Source organism: Nocardiopsis listeri NBRC 13360 (assembly GCF_001570765.1).
Classification (GTDB): Bacteria; Actinomycetota; Actinomycetes; order Streptosporangiales; family Streptosporangiaceae; genus Nocardiopsis; species Nocardiopsis listeri.
Genome location: NZ_BCSH01000001.1, coordinates 89,547 through 108,107, shown reverse-complemented (window position 1 = coordinate 108,107; position 18,561 = coordinate 89,547). Strand labels below are relative to the sequence as shown.

Sequence of the window (18,561 nt, the reverse complement as noted above, 5' to 3'; positions counted from 1 at the left end):
GTGAGCCGGCCCGGAGGACATGACGAGGGCCCCGGCCACGCGACGGTGTGTGAACCGCCCGTGCCCGGGGCCCGGGTGAGGGCTCCGGTGGGAGCGTGCCTCAGGGAAGGTAGGCGGCCGCCCCGGAGAACTCCGCGAGGGAGCCACCGGCCGAGATCGACTCCCGCGCCGGAATCTCGGCGTCCTCCTTGGCCTTCAACAGGTCGCCCAGGCCCACCGCCTCCTCGGGTGAGAGGAAGGCGGCGCCGTCGGAGTCCGCGAAGACGACGTCGCCCGGGTGCACGACCGCGCCCGCGATGGTGACCGGCACGTTGATCGCGCCCTCGATCCCGCCGATGCGGGTGGTCAGCGGGCTGAACCCACGCGAGATCACCGGGAAGTCGTAGGCCAGGGTCTCGTCGTGGTCGTTGATCGACCCGTCGATCACCGCTCCCACCGCGCCTCGGGCCTTGGCCGTGTAGGAGACCAGTCCGCCGAAGCACGAGCGCTGTCGGTCACCGGACTGGTCCACGACCAGCACGTCACCGGGACGCAGCATGTCGACCGCCATGTGGACGGCGGTGGAGTCCAGGTGCGGGATCCGCACCGTGACCGCCGTACCGACGAACTTGAGCGGACGCCTGTTCGGCTGTAGACCGAGAGCGAAGCCGTGGTCACGCAGGTGGCCGAGGGTCGAGACGCACGTTTTTTCAAGTTCGGTGACGATCCGACCATCGATCTGTTCGGGCATGTCGTTGACGACGAACACGACTGTTCCTTTCTCAGAGTGCTTGGTTCAAGGGTTTCGAGGAGCGATGGCTCACTTCGCGCTCGAAAGCTCGGGGATGAAGGTGACGATGTCGGGCACCATGATGAGGATGGCCACGACCACCAGGTCGGCGATGATGAACGGCACGATGCCGCGGAAGATCCGTCCCAGACCCGCTTCGGGGACCGCGCCCGAGTAGACGAACGCGTTCATCCCGACCGGCGGCGTGATCAGCGCCATTTCGGCGACCTTCACGATGAGGACGCCCAGCCAGAGGCCCTCGAAGCCGTATCCGCTCAGGATCGGGTGCAGCAGGGGCGCCGCGACGAGGATCATCGAGATCCCGTCGAGGAACATGCCCAGCGGCAGCAACAGCAGCAGGCACAGCACCAGCACGACGTAGGGTTCCAGGTCGGCGGCCAGGACCGCGTCCACCACCGCCGTGCTCGCCCCGGACAGGGCGAGGAAGTAGGTGAACACCCCGGCACCGGCCATGAGCAGGAACGTCATGGCGGTCAGTCCGACGGCCTCGGTGACCGACTCCTTGATCGCGCTCATCCAGCGGGGCGGCCTGGTGCGGATGAGCAGGATGACGAACGCGGACACCGCACCGAAGGAGGCCGCCTCGGTGGCGGTGGCCAGACCGAGGTAGATCGTGCCGATCGAGACCATGAAGATGACCACGAGGAGCATGAACCCGAACAGGTCCAGTTCGGGCTCCGGGACGCCCTCACCGGTGGCCTTCTCCCCAGCGGACCCGGTGGGCTCCGAAGTGGTCGTCGCCGACGCCGACGACCCACCGGCCATCGCCGGTTCCCTCTCCTTCGAGGCGTTGACGCGGTCCCGCTTGCGGCGGGCGGCCAGGACCATCAGCACGATGGTGATCCCGTAGAGGAGGATCGTCAGCAGTCCGGGGCCGATGCCCGCCAGGAGCAACTCCCCGATGCTCTCCCCGGTGACGACGCCGTACAGGACGAGCACGATGGACGGCGGGATGAGCACGCCCAGGGTGCCGCCGGCACAGACGACTCCGGCCGCGAGACGGATCCCGTGTCCGGCCTTGACAATCGCGTCGGTGGACACCCGGGCCATGGTCGCCACGGTCGCGACACTGGATCCGGTGACCGCGGCGAACAGCCCCGATCCGGACAGCGACGCGAGCGCGGCGCCTCCCGGGAACCGGCGCAGCACCCGTGAGGCGAGGTCGAACCCCGCCTGGGCCAGGCGGGCGTGGACTGCGAACACGCCCATGAGGATGAACAGCGGGATGATCGTCAGGGAGTAGTCGGCCGAGGTCGAGAACGGCTGGTTGGCCGCCGTGCTGACCGCGGCGTCGGTCCCACGCATGAGGACGACACCGACCAGGCCAGCCACCATGAGGGAGAGTCCCACGTGGAACCGGATCGCGAGCAGCCCGAGGAAGAGCACCAGGACCGCGATGACGATGAAGAGTGTCGCAGCGGTCATGGGGTGCCCTCGCTGTCCTTGTGTTGTGCGGCGGAGTGGGCCTGTTCGATGGCGGCGTCCACCTCGTTGCTCTCCGGCACCTCACCGGAACGGAACGCGCGGAACTCGAGGACTTCCTTCCAGACCGCCATGACGAAGAACAGGAGGAAGGAAAGGAAGAGCACGAGCTTGGCCGGCCACGTGGCCAACCGCAGGATGTCGTTGGTCGTCTCCCCACGCTCATAGGCGCTGAGCAGGACCTCGCCCATCCCCCAGACGATGAGGACGCCCAGGACCAGCAGCAGGACCACCCTGATCCCGGAGAGGACCGTGCGCGTTTTGAAACCGAGGCGCGCCTCGACGAGGGTGACGGAGACGTGCTTTCCGTCGATCTCGGCGGAGGCCAACCCGAGGAAGGCGATGGTCACCAGGAGCAGTGTCGAGATGTCCACCGTCCCCAGGACCGACTGACCGAACACACCGCGTCCGACCACGTCGGCGACGGTCAGGAACATCAGGGCCAGGAGGAGGAGTCCGGCGGCGAGGTTGAACGCGGTGGCGGTCCCTCTCACCGGCCGTGGAAAGCTGATGCGGCTCACTCTTGCCGTCCTTCCATGCAAGCGGCGAGCGGGCTGACGTAGTCGGAGACCCGGGTCTCCTCCTCGATGATCCGCCGGTAGTCGTCGAGCACGGACTGCGCGTCATAGCCGCGGTCCTCGTAGCGCGACACCCAGCTCTCCGCGACGCCCGACTCCTCCTTCCACTGGGAGGTCTCCTCCTCCGGAAGGGAGAGGAACTCCGTCCCGCCCTCGGTCATCTCCTGGCAGGAGACCTCACCGAGCGCGTCCATCTCCTCCAAACCGATGGAGATGCCCTGGGCGGAGGCCTCCAACAGCGCCTCCCGGTATTCCTCGGGCATGCCTTGGAACAGCTCCTCGTTGATGACCGCGATCGAGGAGGCGTACGCACCGATGCCGGGGTCCATGAGGTAGGGCGTGGCCTGCGAGAGCCCGAAGGTGGGCAGGTTCGCCAGGGCCAGCGAGGTGTAGCCGTCCACGACGCCACGGCTCATCGACTCGTAGATGTCGTTGGCCGTCATGCCGATGGGGTTGACGCCGGCCGCGAGCATCACGTCCGAGGTCAGGCCACCGGCCCGGATGCTCCTTCCCCTCAGGTCGTCGAGGCTCTCGGCCTCCTCCTTCAACCCGATGGCCGCGATACCGAGCGGAATCGGGAAGAGCGGCCGGACACCCTGACGATCGAAGTCCTCCCGGTAGGTCTCGTTCTCCTCGTACAGCCGCTTGATCGCGGTCATCTGCACCTCGGGGTTGTCGGTCTCGAACGGCAGTTCGATGACCGTGTACATGGACAGGTCCGAAGCCGCGTAGATGGACCCGACCTGAGCCATGTCGGCACGGCCGTCCAGGGTCGCCTGGGCCGATTCGTCCGCGCCGACGAGGCTCTCCGAGTAGTGGAGCCGAACGGTGACACCACCGTCGGTGAGTTCCTCGACCTGTTCCGCCCACCGCTGCGCCGTACGCGACTGGTCCGACGTGGCGTTGGAATAGGTCGTGTAGTGCAACACGTAGGTGTCGTCGCCCAGAGCGGTACCGCTACACGCGGTCAGTACCGCCAGGGCCGCGCCCGAGGCCAGGAGTCCGGTGGTACGGGATACCGAACCACCGGCTCGGGCACGTCTTGCGCCTGCGTTCATGTCTCACGCTCCTGTTGGGGCCACGCGGTAGCGACGAAGGGTCAGGGCGGGGTTGACCTTGCGGACGTGGTCGAGCCGGTCACGTTCGACGACGGCCTTGCCGATGCCCGGGGCCTCACCGACGGTGGCGATGGCGATCCCCATCGGGTCCACGACGGCGCTGTTGCCGGCACCTGTGGGGGCGCTCTGGTCGGCGGCCAGGACGTAGACGGTGTTCTCGATCGCCCGGGCCCGCACCAGGGTGTTCCAGTGGTACTCCTTCAAAGGACCGGGAACCCATTCGGCGGGCAGGGCGATGATGTCCGCGCCGGCGTCCACGAGGATCCGCGAGACCTCCGGGAAGCGCAGGTCGTAGCAGGTCTGCATGCCCACCTTGAAACCGTCGACCTCCAGGATCTGCGGCTCCTGCGGGTCGGCGGCCAGGACACGGTCGGACTCCTTGTAGCCGAACGCGTCGTAGAGGTGGACCTTGCGGTAGACCGTCTTGACCTCGCCGTCCTGGATGCCGACGAGGGTGTTGTGGATACGGCCGCCGGTGGCCGTCTCGTTCACGCCGGCGATGATGGAGAGGTCGAGTTCGGTGCTGAGGGCGCGCAGGCGCGAGACCGCCGGACCGTCGAGCGGCTCGGCGCTGTCGACGAACCGATCGTCCATCGCGGGTGCGGTGAACACCGCGTACTCCGGCAGCACGGCCAGGCGCACGCCACCGGTGGCGGCCTCACGCAGCATCCGCTCGATCTCGGCCAGGTTCTCGGCCTTGTCCTCGGCGGGCGCGAACTGCACGACTGCAACGTTCAGGGACATCAACGGCTCCTCAGCTCGTTCTCGATGCTTCGCAGGGTGTCGAGCGCTCCGGTGAACCCGGACAGCAGCGCTCCGTACTGCATGGTGGTCACGATGGTCTCGGCGTTCTCCTCGACCGCGAGACGTTTTTCCGCGTCGCTCCAGGCGGGCAGGACCCACGTCTTGCCGGCGGCCTGGGCCGCGCGGGCCAGGTGGCGCAAGTCCACCAGGTCCTCCTCGCCGGCGGTGTAGGCGCCACGGTCACGACGCAGCGACAGGTCCGAGGGACCGATGAAGATGCCGTCGACCATGGGCAGGGCGAGGATCTCATCGATCTCCTCCAGCGCGGAGGCGTCCTCGATCATGGGGTAGCAGCGTGTCCCGGTGTCCTGCCGGGTGACCCAGTCGTCGGTGAAGCCCCGGAAGTCGGAGGTCCGACCGCCCGCGAAGGACCGGTCGCCCAACGGGGGGAACTTCGCGAATCCGCAGACCTCCTTGGCGTGGGCGGCCGACTCCACGTGCGGGATGGCCACGATGTTGGCTCCCAGGTCCAGGGCCTGCTGGATCGGGCCCCGCTCCGGTCCCAACACCTTCGCGATGACGTCCATGCCCTTGGAACGGATGAGCGGCATGATCCAGTCCAGGGCCGCCAGGTCGAACGTGCCGTGCTCGATGTCGAGTACGACGGTGCCGTAGCCGGCGAGATCGGCCATCTCCACCGCCGCCGCGGAGGGCTCGGAGAGCCAGACCGCATGCCGCTTGTCCACTTGCGCGCTCAAGGTGCTTCCCTTCGAAGGATGTGACGCACACCGCTAAATATCTGGTGTGGACACCTTGTATACACGGAGCATCCAGGCTGTGTAAAGGTAGGGTGGGCTTTGTGTCACACCAAAACAGCATCGCAACCGGGGGTAGCAAACCTCGACAGTCCGCACGGGAGCGCGCATACGAGATGATCGGGGCCGCCATCCTGGCCGGCACGTTCGCCGAGGGCGAATTCCTCGACGAGGCCGTCCTGGCCAGGGAGGTCGGCACCTCTCGGACACCGGTGCGTGAAGCGCTCCACCGGCTCCAGGCCGAGCGCTTCGTCGACCTCGTGCCTCGACGTGGCGCGCAGGTCCGGGTCGTCACCGCCACGGAGATGCGCCAGATCTACCAGGCCCGTTTCGTCATCGAGGCCAACGCCATCGGCAAGATCTGTGATCGCCGTCTGGGCGCTCCCCCCGAAGCCCCGGAGCTCATCGAAGCACTGGAGACCGCCGGCCGGAACCAGGACTGGAACGAGTTCGCCCAACTCGACCAGCGATTCCACTCCTGCATCGTTCAACATCAGGGCAACGCGGTCCTGGCCCAGATGTACGACTCCCTACGACCACGACAGGTGCGTCTGGCGGTACGCACCATCACGCAGGGCCCCGAACGCTTCCCCACCATCGAGCGCGAACACCGTGAACTGGAGGCCGCGCTCAACGCACACGATGCCTCCCTCAGCACGAGGATCCTCAACGTGCACCTCCAGGAGGTGCCCGAACTCGTCCGAGCCTTCTCGGAGTGACCCGGCTCGATCGACGCTCGATCGGCATGGGTCGTCCGAACCCTGGAACGCCGGGTCCCCCACCCCCATGGGCGAGCGGCCCGGCGCTCGGCGACCCGGTCGACCCCCGGCGTGCCCCGATCAGTCCTCGTTGGGGTCCTTCTCGGCGTCCTTGTGCGCCGGATGCACGGTGCCGGGCTCGTGGTCCGGCGGACCGTAGAGCGCGTAGAGCTTCAACGGCCGGTCACCGGTGTTGACGACGTTGTGCCAGGTCCCCGCCGGAACCATGATGACGTCGTCGTCCTCGACCTCCCGAACGAAGTTCAGATCGTCCTCGGCCGGCCCCATCTCGGTGCGTCCACTCCCCTGCTCCACCCGGAGGAACTGATCGTTGTCCGGATGGACCTCCAAGCCGACGTCGTCGCCCACGGCGATGCTCATCACGGTGAGCTGTAGGTGCTCTCCGGTCCACAGCGTGCGTCGATAGTGGCTGTTCTCGACGCTCGCCTCCTCGATGTCGACGACGAACGGTCTCCCGCCTCGGTCCTTCCCGGTGGTGTAGTCATCGCTCACGGCCGTACCGTCTCGTGCCGGGCGTAATGGAGGCTCTGGTGTGTCCCGCGTTTTTCGGAGCCGGTTTTGGATCCTGGGACCACGTGACCCTTGGAGGAGGGCATCGTGGGACGTCGTGGATACCCTGCCCAGTTCCGGCGCAAGGTCTTGGACCTGGTCCAATCCGGACGCAGCGTCGCGGACGTGGCACGCGATCTGGATATCAGCAGCGAGACGATCTACGCCTGGCGTCGCCAGGACCGCATCGACCGAGGTCTGGCCCTGGGCCTGACCAGCACCGAAAAGACCGAGCTGGCAGCGGCGAATAAGCGCATTGCCGAGCTGGAGGCTGAACTGGCGATCCACCGCCGGGCCAGTGAGCTGTTAGGGAAGGTGGTGCCCCAAAAGACGGTTCGAGGCGATCGCGGTGATGGCCTCCGAGGGGCAGCCGGTCCAGGTCGCCGTCCGGGTACTGGGCGTATCGGAGTCGGGGTTCTACGCCTGGCGTGACCGCGGTCCCTCGGCCCGCTCGATCCGGCACGTGCTTGCCCACCGATGCCATCCATCAGATCCACGCCGCCTCCAACAGCGTCTACGGGGTGCGGCGGGTGCACACTGAACTCACCCTCGGGCGAGGGATGAAGCTCTGTCAGGGACCGTGGCGATGCTGATGTCCCGGGCCGGCCTCAAAGGTGTTACGGGTCGTCCGAAGTGGCGGTGTGCGAGTGCGGACCTGGTCTCGGCTGACCTGGTGGATCGCCAGTGCGCCCGTCAGGGCCTGGATCAACTCTGGGTTACCGATATCACTGAGCACTCCACCCGCGAGGGCAAGGTCTATTGCACGGTGGTGTTGGATGTGTGTTCGCGGCGTGTGGTCGGGTGGCGATCGACTCCTCGCCCACGGCGGCTTTGACCACGAACGCGCTGGGCATGGCCATTGATAACCGCCAACCGGCTCCGGGGACGGTGGTCCACTCCGATCACGGCGTCCAGGGCGGATTCAACTGGTCGTCGCAACACCTTGATTGCAAAGGTGTGCGATGGGACTCAAGAAGAAGCAGATACCCCAGGTACCTGCGGGAGCACGGCGGCAGTGGGCAGCGGATCGGGCACTACGGCCGCCGATGCGCTCACCTGGCCGCCCAGAGCCCTCTCGTACGGTGCAGCGGGACTTCTGGCGGCGTATCGCGTCGGGCGTGACCACGGTAGAGGCCGCGCAGGCTGTTGGTGTGTCATGGCCGGTCGGGGTCCGTTGGTTCCGTCACGCTGGCGGCATGCCGCCGATCAGCCTGGACGAGCCCACGGGCCGCTATCTGTCGTTCGTCGAACGCGAGGAGATCGCGCTGTTGCGCGCCCAAGGATGTGGCGTGCGAGAGATCGCCCGCAGGATCGGACGCGATGCGGGAACGATCTCGCGTGAGCTGCGCCGTAACGCAGCGACCAGGGGCGGGAAGTCCGAGTACCGGGCCTTGGTGGCGCAGTGGAAGGCGCAGCAGGCAGGCAAGCGCCCCAAGACAGCCAAGCTCATGGACAACGATCGGCTACGCGAGTACGTGCAGGAACGGCTCGCCGGGAGCGTCCGCCGGCCCGACGGCACGATCGTCGTCGGCCCCCAGGCACCAACGTGGAGGGGGCTGAACAAGCCGTGTCGGCAGGATCGGCGGTGGTCTTTGGCGTGGAGCCCGCAGCAGATCTCCCAACGGCTCAAGCTCGATTTCCCTGATGATGAGTCCATGCGTATCAGCCATGAGGCGATCTACCAGTCCCTGTTCATCGAGGGGCGCGGCGCGCTCAAGCGTGAGTTGGTCGCGTGTTTGCGCACCGGGCGAGCGCTGCGGGTTCCCAGAGAGCGGGCACGCAACAAGCCGCAAGGACATGTCACCGCCGATGTCGTCCTCTCGCAGCGCCCCGCCGAAGCTGCGGATCGTGCGGTCCCGGGGCACTGGGAGGGGGATCTGATCATCGGGACGGGCCGGTCCGCGATCGGCACGCTGGTGGAGCGCAGCAGCCGATCCACGCTGCTGGTGCACCTGCCCCGGTTGGAGGGCTGGGGTGAGAAACCGACGGTGAAGAACGGTCCCTCGCTCGGTGGCTACGGTGCCGTCGCGATGAACGCAGCGCTGACGGTGTCGATGGCGAAACTGCCCGAGCAGCTCCGAAAGACCCTCACCTGGGATCGTGGGAAGGAGCTGTCCGCACACGCCCAGTTCATGCTCGAGAGCGGGACGAAAGTGTTCTTCGCCGATCCGTATTCGCCTTGGCAGAGGCCGACGAACGAGAACACGAACGGGCTTCTGCGCCAGTGAGGTGATCTCAGTGACTGGGAATCAGCAGGAAACCGACAATCAAGACGAGGGGTGCATCCATGGGTGAACTTTCGTTCCCCTGACACAGGCGTGGAGCCCCAGGTAGAAGGCGAGGTGTCGAATCTGCACCGGACCACCATGAAAGGCTCCACGTGGTTTCCTATACTGCCACCCTCGACGTGGACCAGGCCACCGTTTGGCATCTTTCGGCCCTGCTGAACACCGAACGTCGGCGCCGCGGCACCCGTACGGGCACCCGCTCTCTGACCTGCTACAAGCAGGCGGTCCTGATCTTGCGGTGGTTTCGCGATGCCACGGCCATCGACGCTCTGGCCAGGGACAACCACATCTCCCGGGCCACCGGCTACCGCTACGTCGACGAGGGTGTCGACGTGCTGGCCGACCAGGCTCCCGACCTGCACGAGGTCCTCGAACACGCCCGTCTGAGCCCCGAAGACCCCCTGATCCTGGACGGAAAACTGTTTCCTTGTGACCGTTGTTCGGAGCCTGGCCCCACCGGCGAGAGCGACCTTTGGTACAGCGGCCACAAACACCGCCACGGCGGCAACATCCAGTTCCTGTCCGACGCTCGCGGAGAACCTTTGTGGGTGTCGGAGGTCGAGCCCGGATCCACGGCCGATATCACCGCCGCACGCCTACACGTGTTCCCGCTTGTACACAAAGCCACCACCGAGGGGCTGGTGGTGTTGGCCGATTCTGGCTACGAGGGCGCCGGGGTGGGTGTGCGCACCCCGATCAAGCGTCCGCCCGAGGTCGACGAGCGCCGCTGGCATGCCGACAACCGAGCCCACAACCGACTCCTACGCGGCCTGCGGTGCATCGGCGAGCGCGCGATGGCGGTACTCACCGGCCGGTGGAGAGCGCTGCGCCACACCACGATGAGTCCGTCCAAGATCGGGATGATCGTGCAAGCCGCGTTGGCTCTGACCAATATCGAGAAGCAAACTCGCTGTCGAGTAGCCGGAGGGAACTTCCCCCTCCGGCCCTCACAGAACCGTGCGTAACAGTCTCCCGTTACACGGCTCTTATCGTTCTGATCACCAAACACGCGGAACCCAGGTGACCCATCGCCATTGAGCAAAGAATCCACGGCGTAGCGCCACGGCCCTTACCCATGCCTCATGAGCCTTTTTCCTGGCCCGCAACCGCTTGTGCTTCTTCCGCAGCCACCGCATCAAATAGGCGTTGATGCGCGCCAGGAGAGGATAGAGCGCCGAACGGTAGAACGCACCGTAATATCCCATCCAACCCCGCACAATCGGATTGATCCATCGCGCGAGATCCGCTTCAGAAAATTGAGTGCACTTGTGCAGACGCCAGGAACGCACCCGTTCACTCATCTTTTTCAAGGCGTCCTTACTAACCGCAGGATTGAAGCCGGTGAACATCTTCCCGTCCCTCCGGCGCACACCACGCGGCCGGAACGTGTACCCCAAGAACGTGAACTCGGTGCACTCATACTCACCGGCCCTGTTACTGTCCTTGCAATAAACGATCCGTGTTTTCTCCGGATGCAGTTCCAACCCAACCTGACCCATCCGTTCCTGGACGGCACCCAGCACGTGATACGCCTGGTTTTCGTCGATACAATGCACTACTACATCATCCACATAGCGCTCGAATCGAACGCCGGTAAACTCCCGCGCCATCCACACATCGAACGCGAAGTGCAAGAACAGATTCGCCAGGATCGGAGAGACCGAAGACCCCTGCGGGGTTCCCCGGTTCCGCTGCTGCACGCCACCGTCCGGTTGCACCACAGGCGCGGCCAACCACCGCTTCACATACAGCAACACCCACGGCAGATCACAGACCGCACCAACTGCTTTGACCATCAGTTCCCACGGCACAGTGTCAAAGAACTTCTGGATATCCAAGTCGATCACCCAGTCGCTCTTCCAACAACGCTGCCGACAGGTGGCCACCGCATCCAGCGCTCCGCGCTGCGGGCGATAACCATAGGAGTCGGGATGGAACAGCGGTTCCGCTCTTACCTCCAACACCTCGGCCACCACCGTCTGCGCAACCCGGTCCGCCACGGTGGGGATCCCCAAGATTCGAGATCCTCCACCATGGGATTTACCGATTTCGACTGCACGCACCGGCGGTGGGAAGTAGCTGCCTGAGGACATCCGATTCCAGATCTTGTACAGATTATTCTTCAGATCGGACTCGAACTCCTCCAGCGACACCCCGTCCGCCCCCGGCGCACCCCGGTTCGCCTTGACTTTCTTCCACGCCTCCCAGACAGCCTGCTTTGGAATATCAAACGGCTTGTCCGGTGATTTCAGCTCGCCCACGCGACTCCTCCCAGACCACTGTCTGGTTGATCGAACGAACACAGCCACGAACGACCCGGCCCCTTCGCTCCACCCCCGTTACAGGGGCTTCCGTGCTACTACAAGCCGGTCCGCCAGCGCACCGCGCAATCGGTACTCAGTCCCTTACGGTGTGACCCGCTTGGGATTCTCCCTTTCGCCTCTTCGAGGTTGTATCGCGGCACGCCTTCTCCTGTTCCACGCAGAGGCCGCAGACCGGGCTCACGTCGTCTATATGCCGGACACCATCTGGCCAGAAAGCGGACCACCCGCCAGACTCATCCCGGAGCCAATCTCACGCCCCGGTTCTGATGTCAACTGATGAGGTTTCGACACGTCGTCAACGATTCGCTTGCGCTCGCCTTCCCGGTCCCCACCTGACACATCTTGTGCGCCTTTTCCTCATCGCTCACCACGACAGTCTTCAGCTAACGCAGCATGAGGCGGTTTGGAGCCATCCACCGCCGGACGGTCCCGAAGGGCCAAGATCCTTCATCCTCCACGTAGCACCGCTTCAGCATGCTTTACCTACATCAGCAACCTCCACGTTCAGGACACACGAGATCACCTCAGTACTTCCCGAAGGGCACTGATCTGTCCAGGTGGTCGTTTGAGGACCTCGAAGCTGTTGCCCTGGTGGTGAACAATCGGCCCCGTAAGGTCCTGGGATGGCGGACTCCGGCCGAGGTCTTCGCCGAGCAGCTACGCTCACTACAACAGCCCGGTGTCGCAACGACTGGTTGAACTCGCCCAGTTCGGTTCCTGGGCCTTCACTCGCCGGGCAAAGGAGTCCGGGTTGGTGCCCTCGATGGGGTCGATCGGGAATTGTTACGACGACGCGGTCATCGAGTCGTTCTGGTCGCGGATGCAGGTCGAACTGCTGGACCGGCGCAGGTGGCGGACCCGATTAGAGTTGGCCAACGCGATTTTTGAGTACCTGGAGATCTTCCACAACCGACAGTGCCGACACTCAGCGATCGGCTGGCTGACACCCATAGAGTTCGAGAACAAGAAACCGAGCACCGTGGCCTGAGAATCCAGAAACACGGCTCCACCAAACTCAGTACATACCAAATTGACACCGCCACGTCCTGCGCCGGTTGCGATGCTGCACGCATCGGGCTGGGCAGATCACCCGAGGTGTAGTCATCCTTCAGCTCCGAGAGGCAGGATGACAAAGGCTCACGGTATGTGCTCTACAAGCCCGGTCCGGCGTGGGTGCTTGGACAGCGGGTAGAGCCGTGGTCCAGGGTCCCGGCAAAGTCAGATGATGGGGATGTAACCTACGTCTTCGTGGGTGGGACAAGCAGGTGCGGGCGTGCTCGACCCGGTTGGATGGAAGTTCTTCACGCTGCCATCTCTCCGAGGAACACGCACGCGTATGCCATCGTCCCACCCCGGCGAACTCATCATCGAACCCCTCTCACGCCAGGACCACCTTCTCCACGTCCTCACACGTGTGCCCGACCCACTCAAACCCCGCGGACGACGCCACCGGCTGAGCGCACTGATCGCGGTAGCGGTCTGCGCAGTCCTGGCCGGAGCCAAAGGGTTCACCGCGATCGGCCAATGGGACGCCCAGACCACCACCCACACACTCACCACCCTGGGCATGGGCCGAGGAGCCGCTGACGAGGCGACGTTTCGCCGTACCGGGCCCTGACCGTCCTGCTGGCGGGCGTAGACCTGGCCAGCGTCGTGATCACCGCCGATGCTCTGCACACCCAGACGGGCCTTGACCCTGGATCTTGGACACGCTGAACCCGACAGGTGTCGGGAGGAAGCGAGAATCAGGGCATGGCCCGTATTGCGCTTTCGCTTTGTTGTTCTTGCGCCGGTTGGGGCAGGACACAGTGCCCGACGCGATCCGGTGGGTGTCATATGAAGCGTTCACTCGTCCGCTGGATGTGATCGGGTTGCTGTGATCAGCGTCAACATCACCGCTTACTGAGAATGAAACAGTCCTGACCCAGCAGGGATTCTTGCTGTCACGGATGGTTGGGAGCGACCGCTTCACAGCTGTGACCAGCATCGTCAGGGCGGAAAAGACTCACTCTCGCCACTGGTATATCTTATGAGGATAACCTGAGGAGGAGTGACGAGCCAGTTACCCCTGCTCACGGGCTCAGGGTCGGTAGCATGATTCGCGCCACTCCACCCCAAGACCAGAGCGATTATCTGGTTTCATTTATACAATCGGCCTTTCCCATGGTCGCCAGCCTCATGGCGACCAGTTAGTTTCGAGAAGGATTAGCCATGAGCACGAACGAAGCCGGAGCGAACACCTGGGCGGCCGTGGAAAAAGGTGCCCATGCGGAAGCCATGGCGGAGGCAATGGTCGGCTTGGAGGAGACTTTTTCTCTGCTAATGGATGATCTTTCAACCTCCACCGGGTGGATCGCCAGCGGCTATGTACATTTCAAAAATGATCTTGAACCTGAAATCCAAAAGGTACAACAGAATGGAATAGCACTGGCAAACAATATCCAGGCAGGAGCTTCCAATATCGCCGAAAACGACCATGAGGCAAGCGATGAATTCAGCGAGTCCTGGAAATCGATGCCCGAGGTCAACTTCTGAGAACCATCACCCACGATAAACCATAGATTCAATCATCTCCCAATTCGACAGAGAAGGATTCTCTACCTTGTCCGCCAGCAATGTAACCTACAATGGCGAAACCATTGAAGCAGTAAAAGTTGGACCGGTCGCTCTTGAGATGAATTATGACCCCCATATGAAGGTCTCAGTGATTCGCACGGGAGCTGAAGATCTCTACATGCTCGAGAGAAGGATCCTCGGCCGCACTGATGGAATGAATGAGGAATTCGACAGTGCAGCGAAGGAGTTCACCGAAGTTATCAAGTGGGACATATCAATGGTGAACGCTGAGGACCTCGCCGTGTGGATGGAAGTATCGGCAAGCATTCGATTCTGCGCCGCGATCACCGAGGAGTGGGCCGACTGCGTCAGCGATTACAAGCAGGAAAGGCGTAGAATAATTAATCGTTGGAACGGAGAGGCACCAGCTTACGAAGATGACCTTCAAAAGATGGATGGATTTTTCGTCTGGCAAAAATCCCCCGCCGAGAAGGCGATAGAAGCTCTTAATGAACTCAGGGCAGAGCTTGTAATAGAGGAAGCAACCGCCTATGAAGAATTGCTTTCTCAGTCTGAAGATATAAGCAAGAACCTGAAGGATGGACCCACGCCCGAGGCCGTTCAGCGCCTGATTGACAAGGGACAAATAAACTGGTCCTACTTCAACCTTGGCGGGGACGTAGAGGCCATCCCAATTGACGCGGAACCCGACGATATGGCTGCTGAAGTGGTTGAACTCGTGAACGATCCCGAGGGATTCGATGGTGATGTTGGCGAGACCATCGCTCTACTCACCAACATTGGCTACTTAGCGGCGGACCGACAGCAAAACGGCGGCACCATGACGTCTGAGGAACTCGATTTCCTTACCAGCTTCTATGAAGCTCTTGAGGAGGCTGGTGGGGAAGGTTCGGACTTCCCCGGGGTGCTCGGCGTTTCCGACCTCCTATCCGAGAACGAAAATATCGATATCAAAACATCACAGGATCTTCTTGGAGCCTTGGGTGAAGGCCTCCTTGCTCTTTCTGACGAAAGCATTCTGGGTGGCTACGACAATATCCCTGAGAGTGTAAGAAAAGTAGTCGAAGGGCCGAATGAAGAAAATGGATACGATCGTCGTGACTGGTATCCGGAGGTAACTCCACTCGCCAACATGTTCGGGCATGCTAATCCATCCCTGCACGGTGGTGAACAGTTCTCCGTGAACCTTACTCAGACCGTCGCGAACGAGTTGGATATCTGGAACATTGACCCTGACGATGAAGACGACTACCGAGGTCATCCCCTCTTCTTCAATAACGAGCACGAAACCCTCATCGATGTTTCCGCTCGCAATAAGGACGCTAACCACTCGATCATCACCGGAGAGGGAACCTACAAGCATCCCACCCACGGGTTGGATGCCGAGATGACCTTCCGCGCCGTGTACACCCATGACTGGGATGACGATGGAAGTGCCGCCTCGGGCCTGACCGACTGGATATGGAAACAGGCTGACGGCGACGAATTTGAAAGCAAGAAAGCAGCAGAGGCGATGGCAAGTTTCGTTGATCTCTTCGCTGAACCCACGTTCAATAATTCAATTTCTTCCACCGGCCACTCAGTCGATGGCGAGGTAGTGGACGAGAATGGCGATACAGTCAACATGGTATGGGAGGATGCATCCGCGGGCCACCTTAATCCGGATATCGCTTGGGAATGGTCAGAACTCTTCTCCGCCTATATTGATGAATTTGGAAGCGAGCACTCGATCCCCGTTGCCAGCCAATCAGGCAAAGACAACCCTAGCTACTGGAGCCCTGAGGAAGGGCTCCAAATGGACATGAATTCCAGACAGAGTTTTGTCCAACAAATCATGGGTGACGGAGACGCGGCTTCCCGGGTTTACGCCGATACACTCCTGCACGGGCATGAGACCCTCGAGAAATTTTCGCACAATGCATCTGAAGACGGGCTAATCTCTACCGATGGCGCAGCGAGATCTGGAGTCCTGCGCGGCCTCGTGGACGTGGCACTCGAACAGGAGGCCACGCACCGAGAAAGGAACAGCGAAAACGCCGCAAATTATCAGAACAAGGTCACTGGATACGGTGTCGACATGTTCGGAGCTACGCTTTCGGAGATTCCGATCCCAGGAAGCTCCGTCGCCGCAGAAGCTATAAAAATCTACAGCAAGGAAGAATTCAACGTAGAGGCCTTCGCCGCGGAACAGCAGGTCAACAACAATACTGGTGAATGGGAAATCATCGAGTCCACACAACTGAGCCTGATAAGGGCATCGGCGGAAAGTAATCCTGATGTCATGGAGTCACTCAAGGAGGTCAATCCTGGAATGGTAAGAACCGACACGAACGGAAATGATTATATTCCACCGAGCATAAATGAGTGGGATGTTAAATCCAGCGATATTGCAAACACACTTCGCGACTCCTGGCAAATTGTCGAAGAAAACGGAACTCTTCCAGATGGGGCCTCGCCGGAAAGCGCAAAAGAGAATTACACGGAAGCTTATAATAACGCCAGGAGAAAGATTAATGAATGATTCGCGTCACCAAACAGACCAATCCACATAGATCCAAGTTTGTGAGCTTCCTAAAGTGACGAGATCAAGCAACTTTCGGGCGCCAGTCGCCCTGGTGTCCCTGGTTGTACTTATGACGTCAGGGTGCGCGATCACTTCTGGCTCCAATCCCGTGGAGAGCGAACCGTTCGGCGGCAACGAGATCGTTCAGGACACGACCGACCGACGCCTGTCCGAGCTCCCGGTCCCTAGCTCGGTCTCCGAGGTGTCCTGGACCTGGAATGCCCCCGAGGACAGCAGTGTGGAAGAGATCTTGTCCGCCCCTACCGGGGCCGTCCTGCATCTGAGTGATGGTGCGGCGAGGATCGATCCCGCCACTGGAGAGCATCTGTGGAGCTACCGGGTCGCCGGTTCGGTCGCCGATGTCGCCATCTCCCCTGACGGGTCCCACACGGTGGTGAGCGCTAACGACTGGGCCACAGTTCTGGACACTGACAGCGGTGAGGAACTGCAGGTGTTCGAGCATGGCAATGGCGGCGAAGAGAGCCTGACCTTGGAAGAGGCCGGTTTGGTCACCGACATCGGCATGGTCTCAGCTTCCGAGGACAGTGGGAATATCACGGTCGAACTCACGCCGTGGGAGGGGCATGGGGATGGCTGGAGCAGTACACCATCGGCCTGCCCTTCCGGGGAGGGACTCTTAAAGATCGAGCAGGGCTTGGTTACCCCGACCCGGGTCGTGCTTGTTCACTCCTGCGGTGAAGGCCATGAGGCGTTGACAGGGTTCGATCCGGACACCGGCGATGAGCTCTGGCGGTTGGACTCGGGCAAGGACTTCGAGTTCGAGGGATCGTACAGCTACGCCGCCGCCGGTGAGGTGGCGGTCCACGAGACCTTTGCTCCGCTGCGTGGTACCACCGTATTCGACCTCGCAGAAGGAGAAGTCATCTCCGAGGAAGTCCCCGACGAACTCGACAACGATTTTCTGCGTGTGCTTCCCGACGGCTATCTGGCGGCTCGCCGGTACGACTCACCCGAAGGCGGCACACTGGTGGATTACGAGTCACGTGAGTTCAGGGGCGAAATCAGGGAGGTCACCACTGCCGATGCGGAGGACGTGGGTGCGGTACTGCACCATTTCCTCCCTTTGGAAGGTGCGTTTCTGAAGCTGACTGCGGATTCCGAAACGGAAGAGGGTCCGGTGATCTCCGTGTTCAACTGGGGAGAGACCGGCGCTGAAGCCGAGCTGAACCTACCTGTGGAGATAGACATTTACTCGAACACGACCGGATTCGCGCAAAGCGATCTGGCCCTAGGCCCCGGCACCTTCGAAGCGGTTCCCGGCGCGGTGATGATCAGGGATCATCCCTCGCAGGGACCCACCAGGAAGATCGTGGGTCTGACCTGAGCCGTTCGGCGGACCGCCGGAGACTGCGGTCCGCCGAACAAGGGAATCTCACTATGGGCGAGCGGCCCGGCGCTCGGCGACCCGGTCGGCCCCCGGCGTGCCCCGATCAGTCCTCGTTGGGGTCCTTCTCCGCGTCCTTGTGCGCCGGATGCACGGTGCCGGGCTCGTGGTCCGGCGGACCGTAGAGCGCGTAGAGCTTCAACGGCCGGTCACCGGTGTTGACGACGTTGTGCCAGGTCCCCGCCGGAACCATGATGACGTCGTCGTCCTCGACCTCCCGAACGAAGTTCAGATCGTCCTCGGCCGGCCCCATCTCGGTGCGTCCACTCCCCTGCTCCACCCGGAGGAACTGATCGTTGTCCGGATGGACCTCCAAGCCGACGTCGTCGCCCACGGCGATGCTCATCACGGTGAGCTGTAGGTGCTCTCCGGTCCACAGCGTGCGTCGATAGTGGCTGTTCTCGACGCTCGCCTCCTCGATGTCGACGACGAACGGTCTCCCGCCTCGGTCCTTCCCGGTGGTGTAGTCATCGCTCACGGCCGCATCGCCTCCTGGGGTCACGCGTGGAACAGTTCCCGACCTGCCTCACCCTAGGCACCCGGGTGTGA

At 62.6% G+C, this 18,561-nt stretch carries 18 protein-coding genes and 2 pseudogenes; 11 read left to right on the top strand and 9 right to left on the bottom strand.

What is annotated here, in order from left to right; all coding sequences use genetic code 11:
* Positions 1-100 precede the first annotated feature (100 nt).
* The 6 genes from NLI01S_RS00380 to NLI01S_RS00355 are packed head-to-tail and all read right to left on the bottom strand — an operon-like array spanning position 101 to position 5,470.
* A complete protein-coding gene (locus NLI01S_RS00380; protein ID WP_067597241.1) occupies positions 101-748 on the bottom strand; it encodes an RraA family protein in 648 nt (215 codons plus the stop codon).
* Between the two features lie 51 nt (positions 749-799).
* On the bottom strand, positions 800-2,215 hold the full coding sequence (locus NLI01S_RS00375; RefSeq protein ID WP_067597238.1) for a TRAP transporter large permease: 1,416 nt from the start codon (positions 2,213-2,215) through the stop codon (positions 800-802).
* Positions 2,212-2,793 (bottom strand): TRAP transporter small permease subunit, encoded by a 582-nt coding sequence (locus NLI01S_RS00370; protein ID WP_067597228.1) that lies wholly within the window; start codon positions 2,791-2,793, stop codon positions 2,212-2,214. Before NLI01S_RS00370 ends, NLI01S_RS00375 begins: the two co-directional genes overlap by 4 nt.
* Positions 2,790-3,908: a C4-dicarboxylate TRAP transporter substrate-binding protein gene (locus NLI01S_RS00365; protein WP_067597226.1), complete on the bottom strand. Its 1,119-nt coding sequence runs from the start codon at positions 3,906-3,908 to the stop codon at positions 2,790-2,792. The genes NLI01S_RS00370 and NLI01S_RS00365 overlap by 4 nt, the downstream gene beginning before the upstream one ends.
* A 3-nt stretch (positions 3,909-3,911) precedes the next feature.
* Entirely contained in the window at positions 3,912-4,712 is an 801-nt protein-coding gene (locus NLI01S_RS00360; protein WP_067597225.1) for a carbon-nitrogen hydrolase family protein, read from the bottom strand.
* Positions 4,712-5,470, bottom strand: coding sequence for an HpcH/HpaI aldolase family protein (locus NLI01S_RS00355; protein ID WP_223809046.1), 759 nt, complete (start codon positions 5,468-5,470; stop codon positions 4,712-4,714). Before NLI01S_RS00355 ends, NLI01S_RS00360 begins: the two co-directional genes overlap by 1 nt.
* Positions 5,471-5,562: 92 nt before the next feature.
* Here NLI01S_RS00355 and NLI01S_RS00350 point away from each other — a divergent pair, with 92 nt between their 5' ends.
* Complete coding sequence (locus NLI01S_RS00350) at positions 5,563-6,246, top strand: GntR family transcriptional regulator (RefSeq protein WP_371850592.1); 684 nt, start codon at positions 5,563-5,565, stop codon at positions 6,244-6,246.
* Between the two features lie 120 nt (positions 6,247-6,366).
* Here the strand turns inward: NLI01S_RS00350 and NLI01S_RS00345 are convergent, their stop codons facing one another.
* Positions 6,367-6,798: a cupin domain-containing protein gene (locus tag NLI01S_RS00345; protein ID WP_067597214.1), complete on the bottom strand. Its 432-nt coding sequence runs from the start codon at positions 6,796-6,798 to the stop codon at positions 6,367-6,369.
* Positions 6,799-6,903: 105 nt separating this feature from the next.
* Between NLI01S_RS00345 and NLI01S_RS24920 the strand changes: the two genes are divergently transcribed.
* From NLI01S_RS24920 to NLI01S_RS00335, 4 genes and pseudogenes are all read left to right on the top strand, one after another.
* Complete coding sequence (locus tag NLI01S_RS24920; protein WP_223809045.1) at positions 6,904-7,287, top strand: transposase; 384 nt, start codon at positions 6,904-6,906, stop codon at positions 7,285-7,287.
* 154 nt (positions 7,288-7,441) lie between these two features.
* Positions 7,442-7,690 carry a DDE-type integrase/transposase/recombinase gene (locus tag NLI01S_RS26690; protein ID WP_371850594.1) on the top strand — a complete coding sequence of 83 codons (249 nt, stop codon included), beginning with the start codon at positions 7,442-7,444 and terminating at the stop codon, positions 7,688-7,690.
* 211 nt (positions 7,691-7,901) lie between these two features.
* Positions 7,902-9,080: pseudogene (locus tag NLI01S_RS00340) on the top strand (IS30 family transposase); the annotation flags it as partial.
* Positions 9,081-9,235: 155 nt separating this feature from the next.
* Entirely contained in the window at positions 9,236-10,108 is an 873-nt protein-coding gene (locus NLI01S_RS00335; protein WP_223809044.1) for an HARBI1 family protein, read from the top strand.
* A gap of 33 nt (positions 10,109-10,141) precedes the next feature.
* Here NLI01S_RS00335 and ltrA read toward each other — a convergent pair whose 3' ends face one another.
* Positions 10,142-11,404 (bottom strand): group II intron reverse transcriptase/maturase, encoded by a 1,263-nt coding sequence (gene ltrA, locus NLI01S_RS00330; protein ID WP_067597223.1) that lies wholly within the window; start codon positions 11,402-11,404, stop codon positions 10,142-10,144.
* Positions 11,405-11,992: 588 nt separating this feature from the next.
* Here ltrA and NLI01S_RS24910 point away from each other — a divergent pair.
* The 6 genes and pseudogenes from NLI01S_RS24910 to NLI01S_RS00310 form a co-directional block, all read left to right on the top strand.
* A pseudogene (locus tag NLI01S_RS24910) lies at positions 11,993-12,166 on the top strand (IS30 family transposase); the annotation flags it as partial.
* Complete coding sequence (locus NLI01S_RS00325) at positions 12,147-12,455, top strand: IS3 family transposase (protein WP_157090888.1); 309 nt, start codon at positions 12,147-12,149, stop codon at positions 12,453-12,455. The pseudogene NLI01S_RS24910 and the gene NLI01S_RS00325, both read left to right, overlap by 20 nt.
* A gap of 348 nt (positions 12,456-12,803) precedes the next feature.
* The gene (locus NLI01S_RS00320) at positions 12,804-13,085 is read left to right on the top strand and encodes a transposase family protein (RefSeq protein WP_067597217.1); all 282 of its coding nucleotides are present in this window, start codon (positions 12,804-12,806) and stop codon (positions 13,083-13,085) included.
* 593 nt (positions 13,086-13,678) lie between these two features.
* On the top strand, positions 13,679-14,002 hold the full coding sequence (locus NLI01S_RS24905; protein ID WP_084392190.1) for a hypothetical protein: 324 nt from the start codon (positions 13,679-13,681) through the stop codon (positions 14,000-14,002).
* A gap of 67 nt (positions 14,003-14,069) precedes the next feature.
* On the top strand, positions 14,070-16,565 hold the full coding sequence (locus NLI01S_RS25480; RefSeq protein ID WP_157090887.1) for a TPR repeat region-containing protein: 2,496 nt from the start codon (positions 14,070-14,072) through the stop codon (positions 16,563-16,565).
* 151 nt (positions 16,566-16,716) lie between these two features.
* Positions 16,717-17,952, top strand: a complete 1,236-nt coding sequence (locus NLI01S_RS00310; protein WP_067597215.1) for a hypothetical protein — start codon at positions 16,717-16,719, stop codon at positions 17,950-17,952.
* A gap of 106 nt (positions 17,953-18,058) precedes the next feature.
* Here the strand turns inward: NLI01S_RS00310 and NLI01S_RS00305 are convergent, their stop codons facing one another.
* The gene (locus NLI01S_RS00305) at positions 18,059-18,490 is read right to left on the bottom strand and encodes a cupin domain-containing protein (RefSeq protein ID WP_067597214.1); all 432 of its coding nucleotides are present in this window, start codon (positions 18,488-18,490) and stop codon (positions 18,059-18,061) included.
* Between the last annotated feature and the right edge of the window lie 71 nt (positions 18,491-18,561).

Coding starts and splice junctions, on each gene's coding strand:
- NLI01S_RS00365 (WP_067597226.1), bottom strand. CDS start 3,908: ATGAACGCAGGCGCAAGACGTGCCCGAGCCGGTGGTTCGGTATCCCGT.
- NLI01S_RS24905 (WP_084392190.1), top strand. CDS start 13,679: ATGAGCACGAACGAAGCCGGAGCGAACACCTGGGCGGCCGTGGAAAAA.
- NLI01S_RS00375 (WP_067597238.1), bottom strand. CDS start 2,215: ATGACCGCTGCGACACTCTTCATCGTCATCGCGGTCCTGGTGCTCTTC.
- NLI01S_RS00320 (WP_067597217.1), top strand. CDS start 12,804: ATGCCATCGTCCCACCCCGGCGAACTCATCATCGAACCCCTCTCACGC.
- NLI01S_RS00360 (WP_067597225.1), bottom strand. CDS start 4,712: ATGTCCCTGAACGTTGCAGTCGTGCAGTTCGCGCCCGCCGAGGACAAG.
- NLI01S_RS26690 (WP_371850594.1), top strand. CDS start 7,442: ATGCTGATGTCCCGGGCCGGCCTCAAAGGTGTTACGGGTCGTCCGAAG.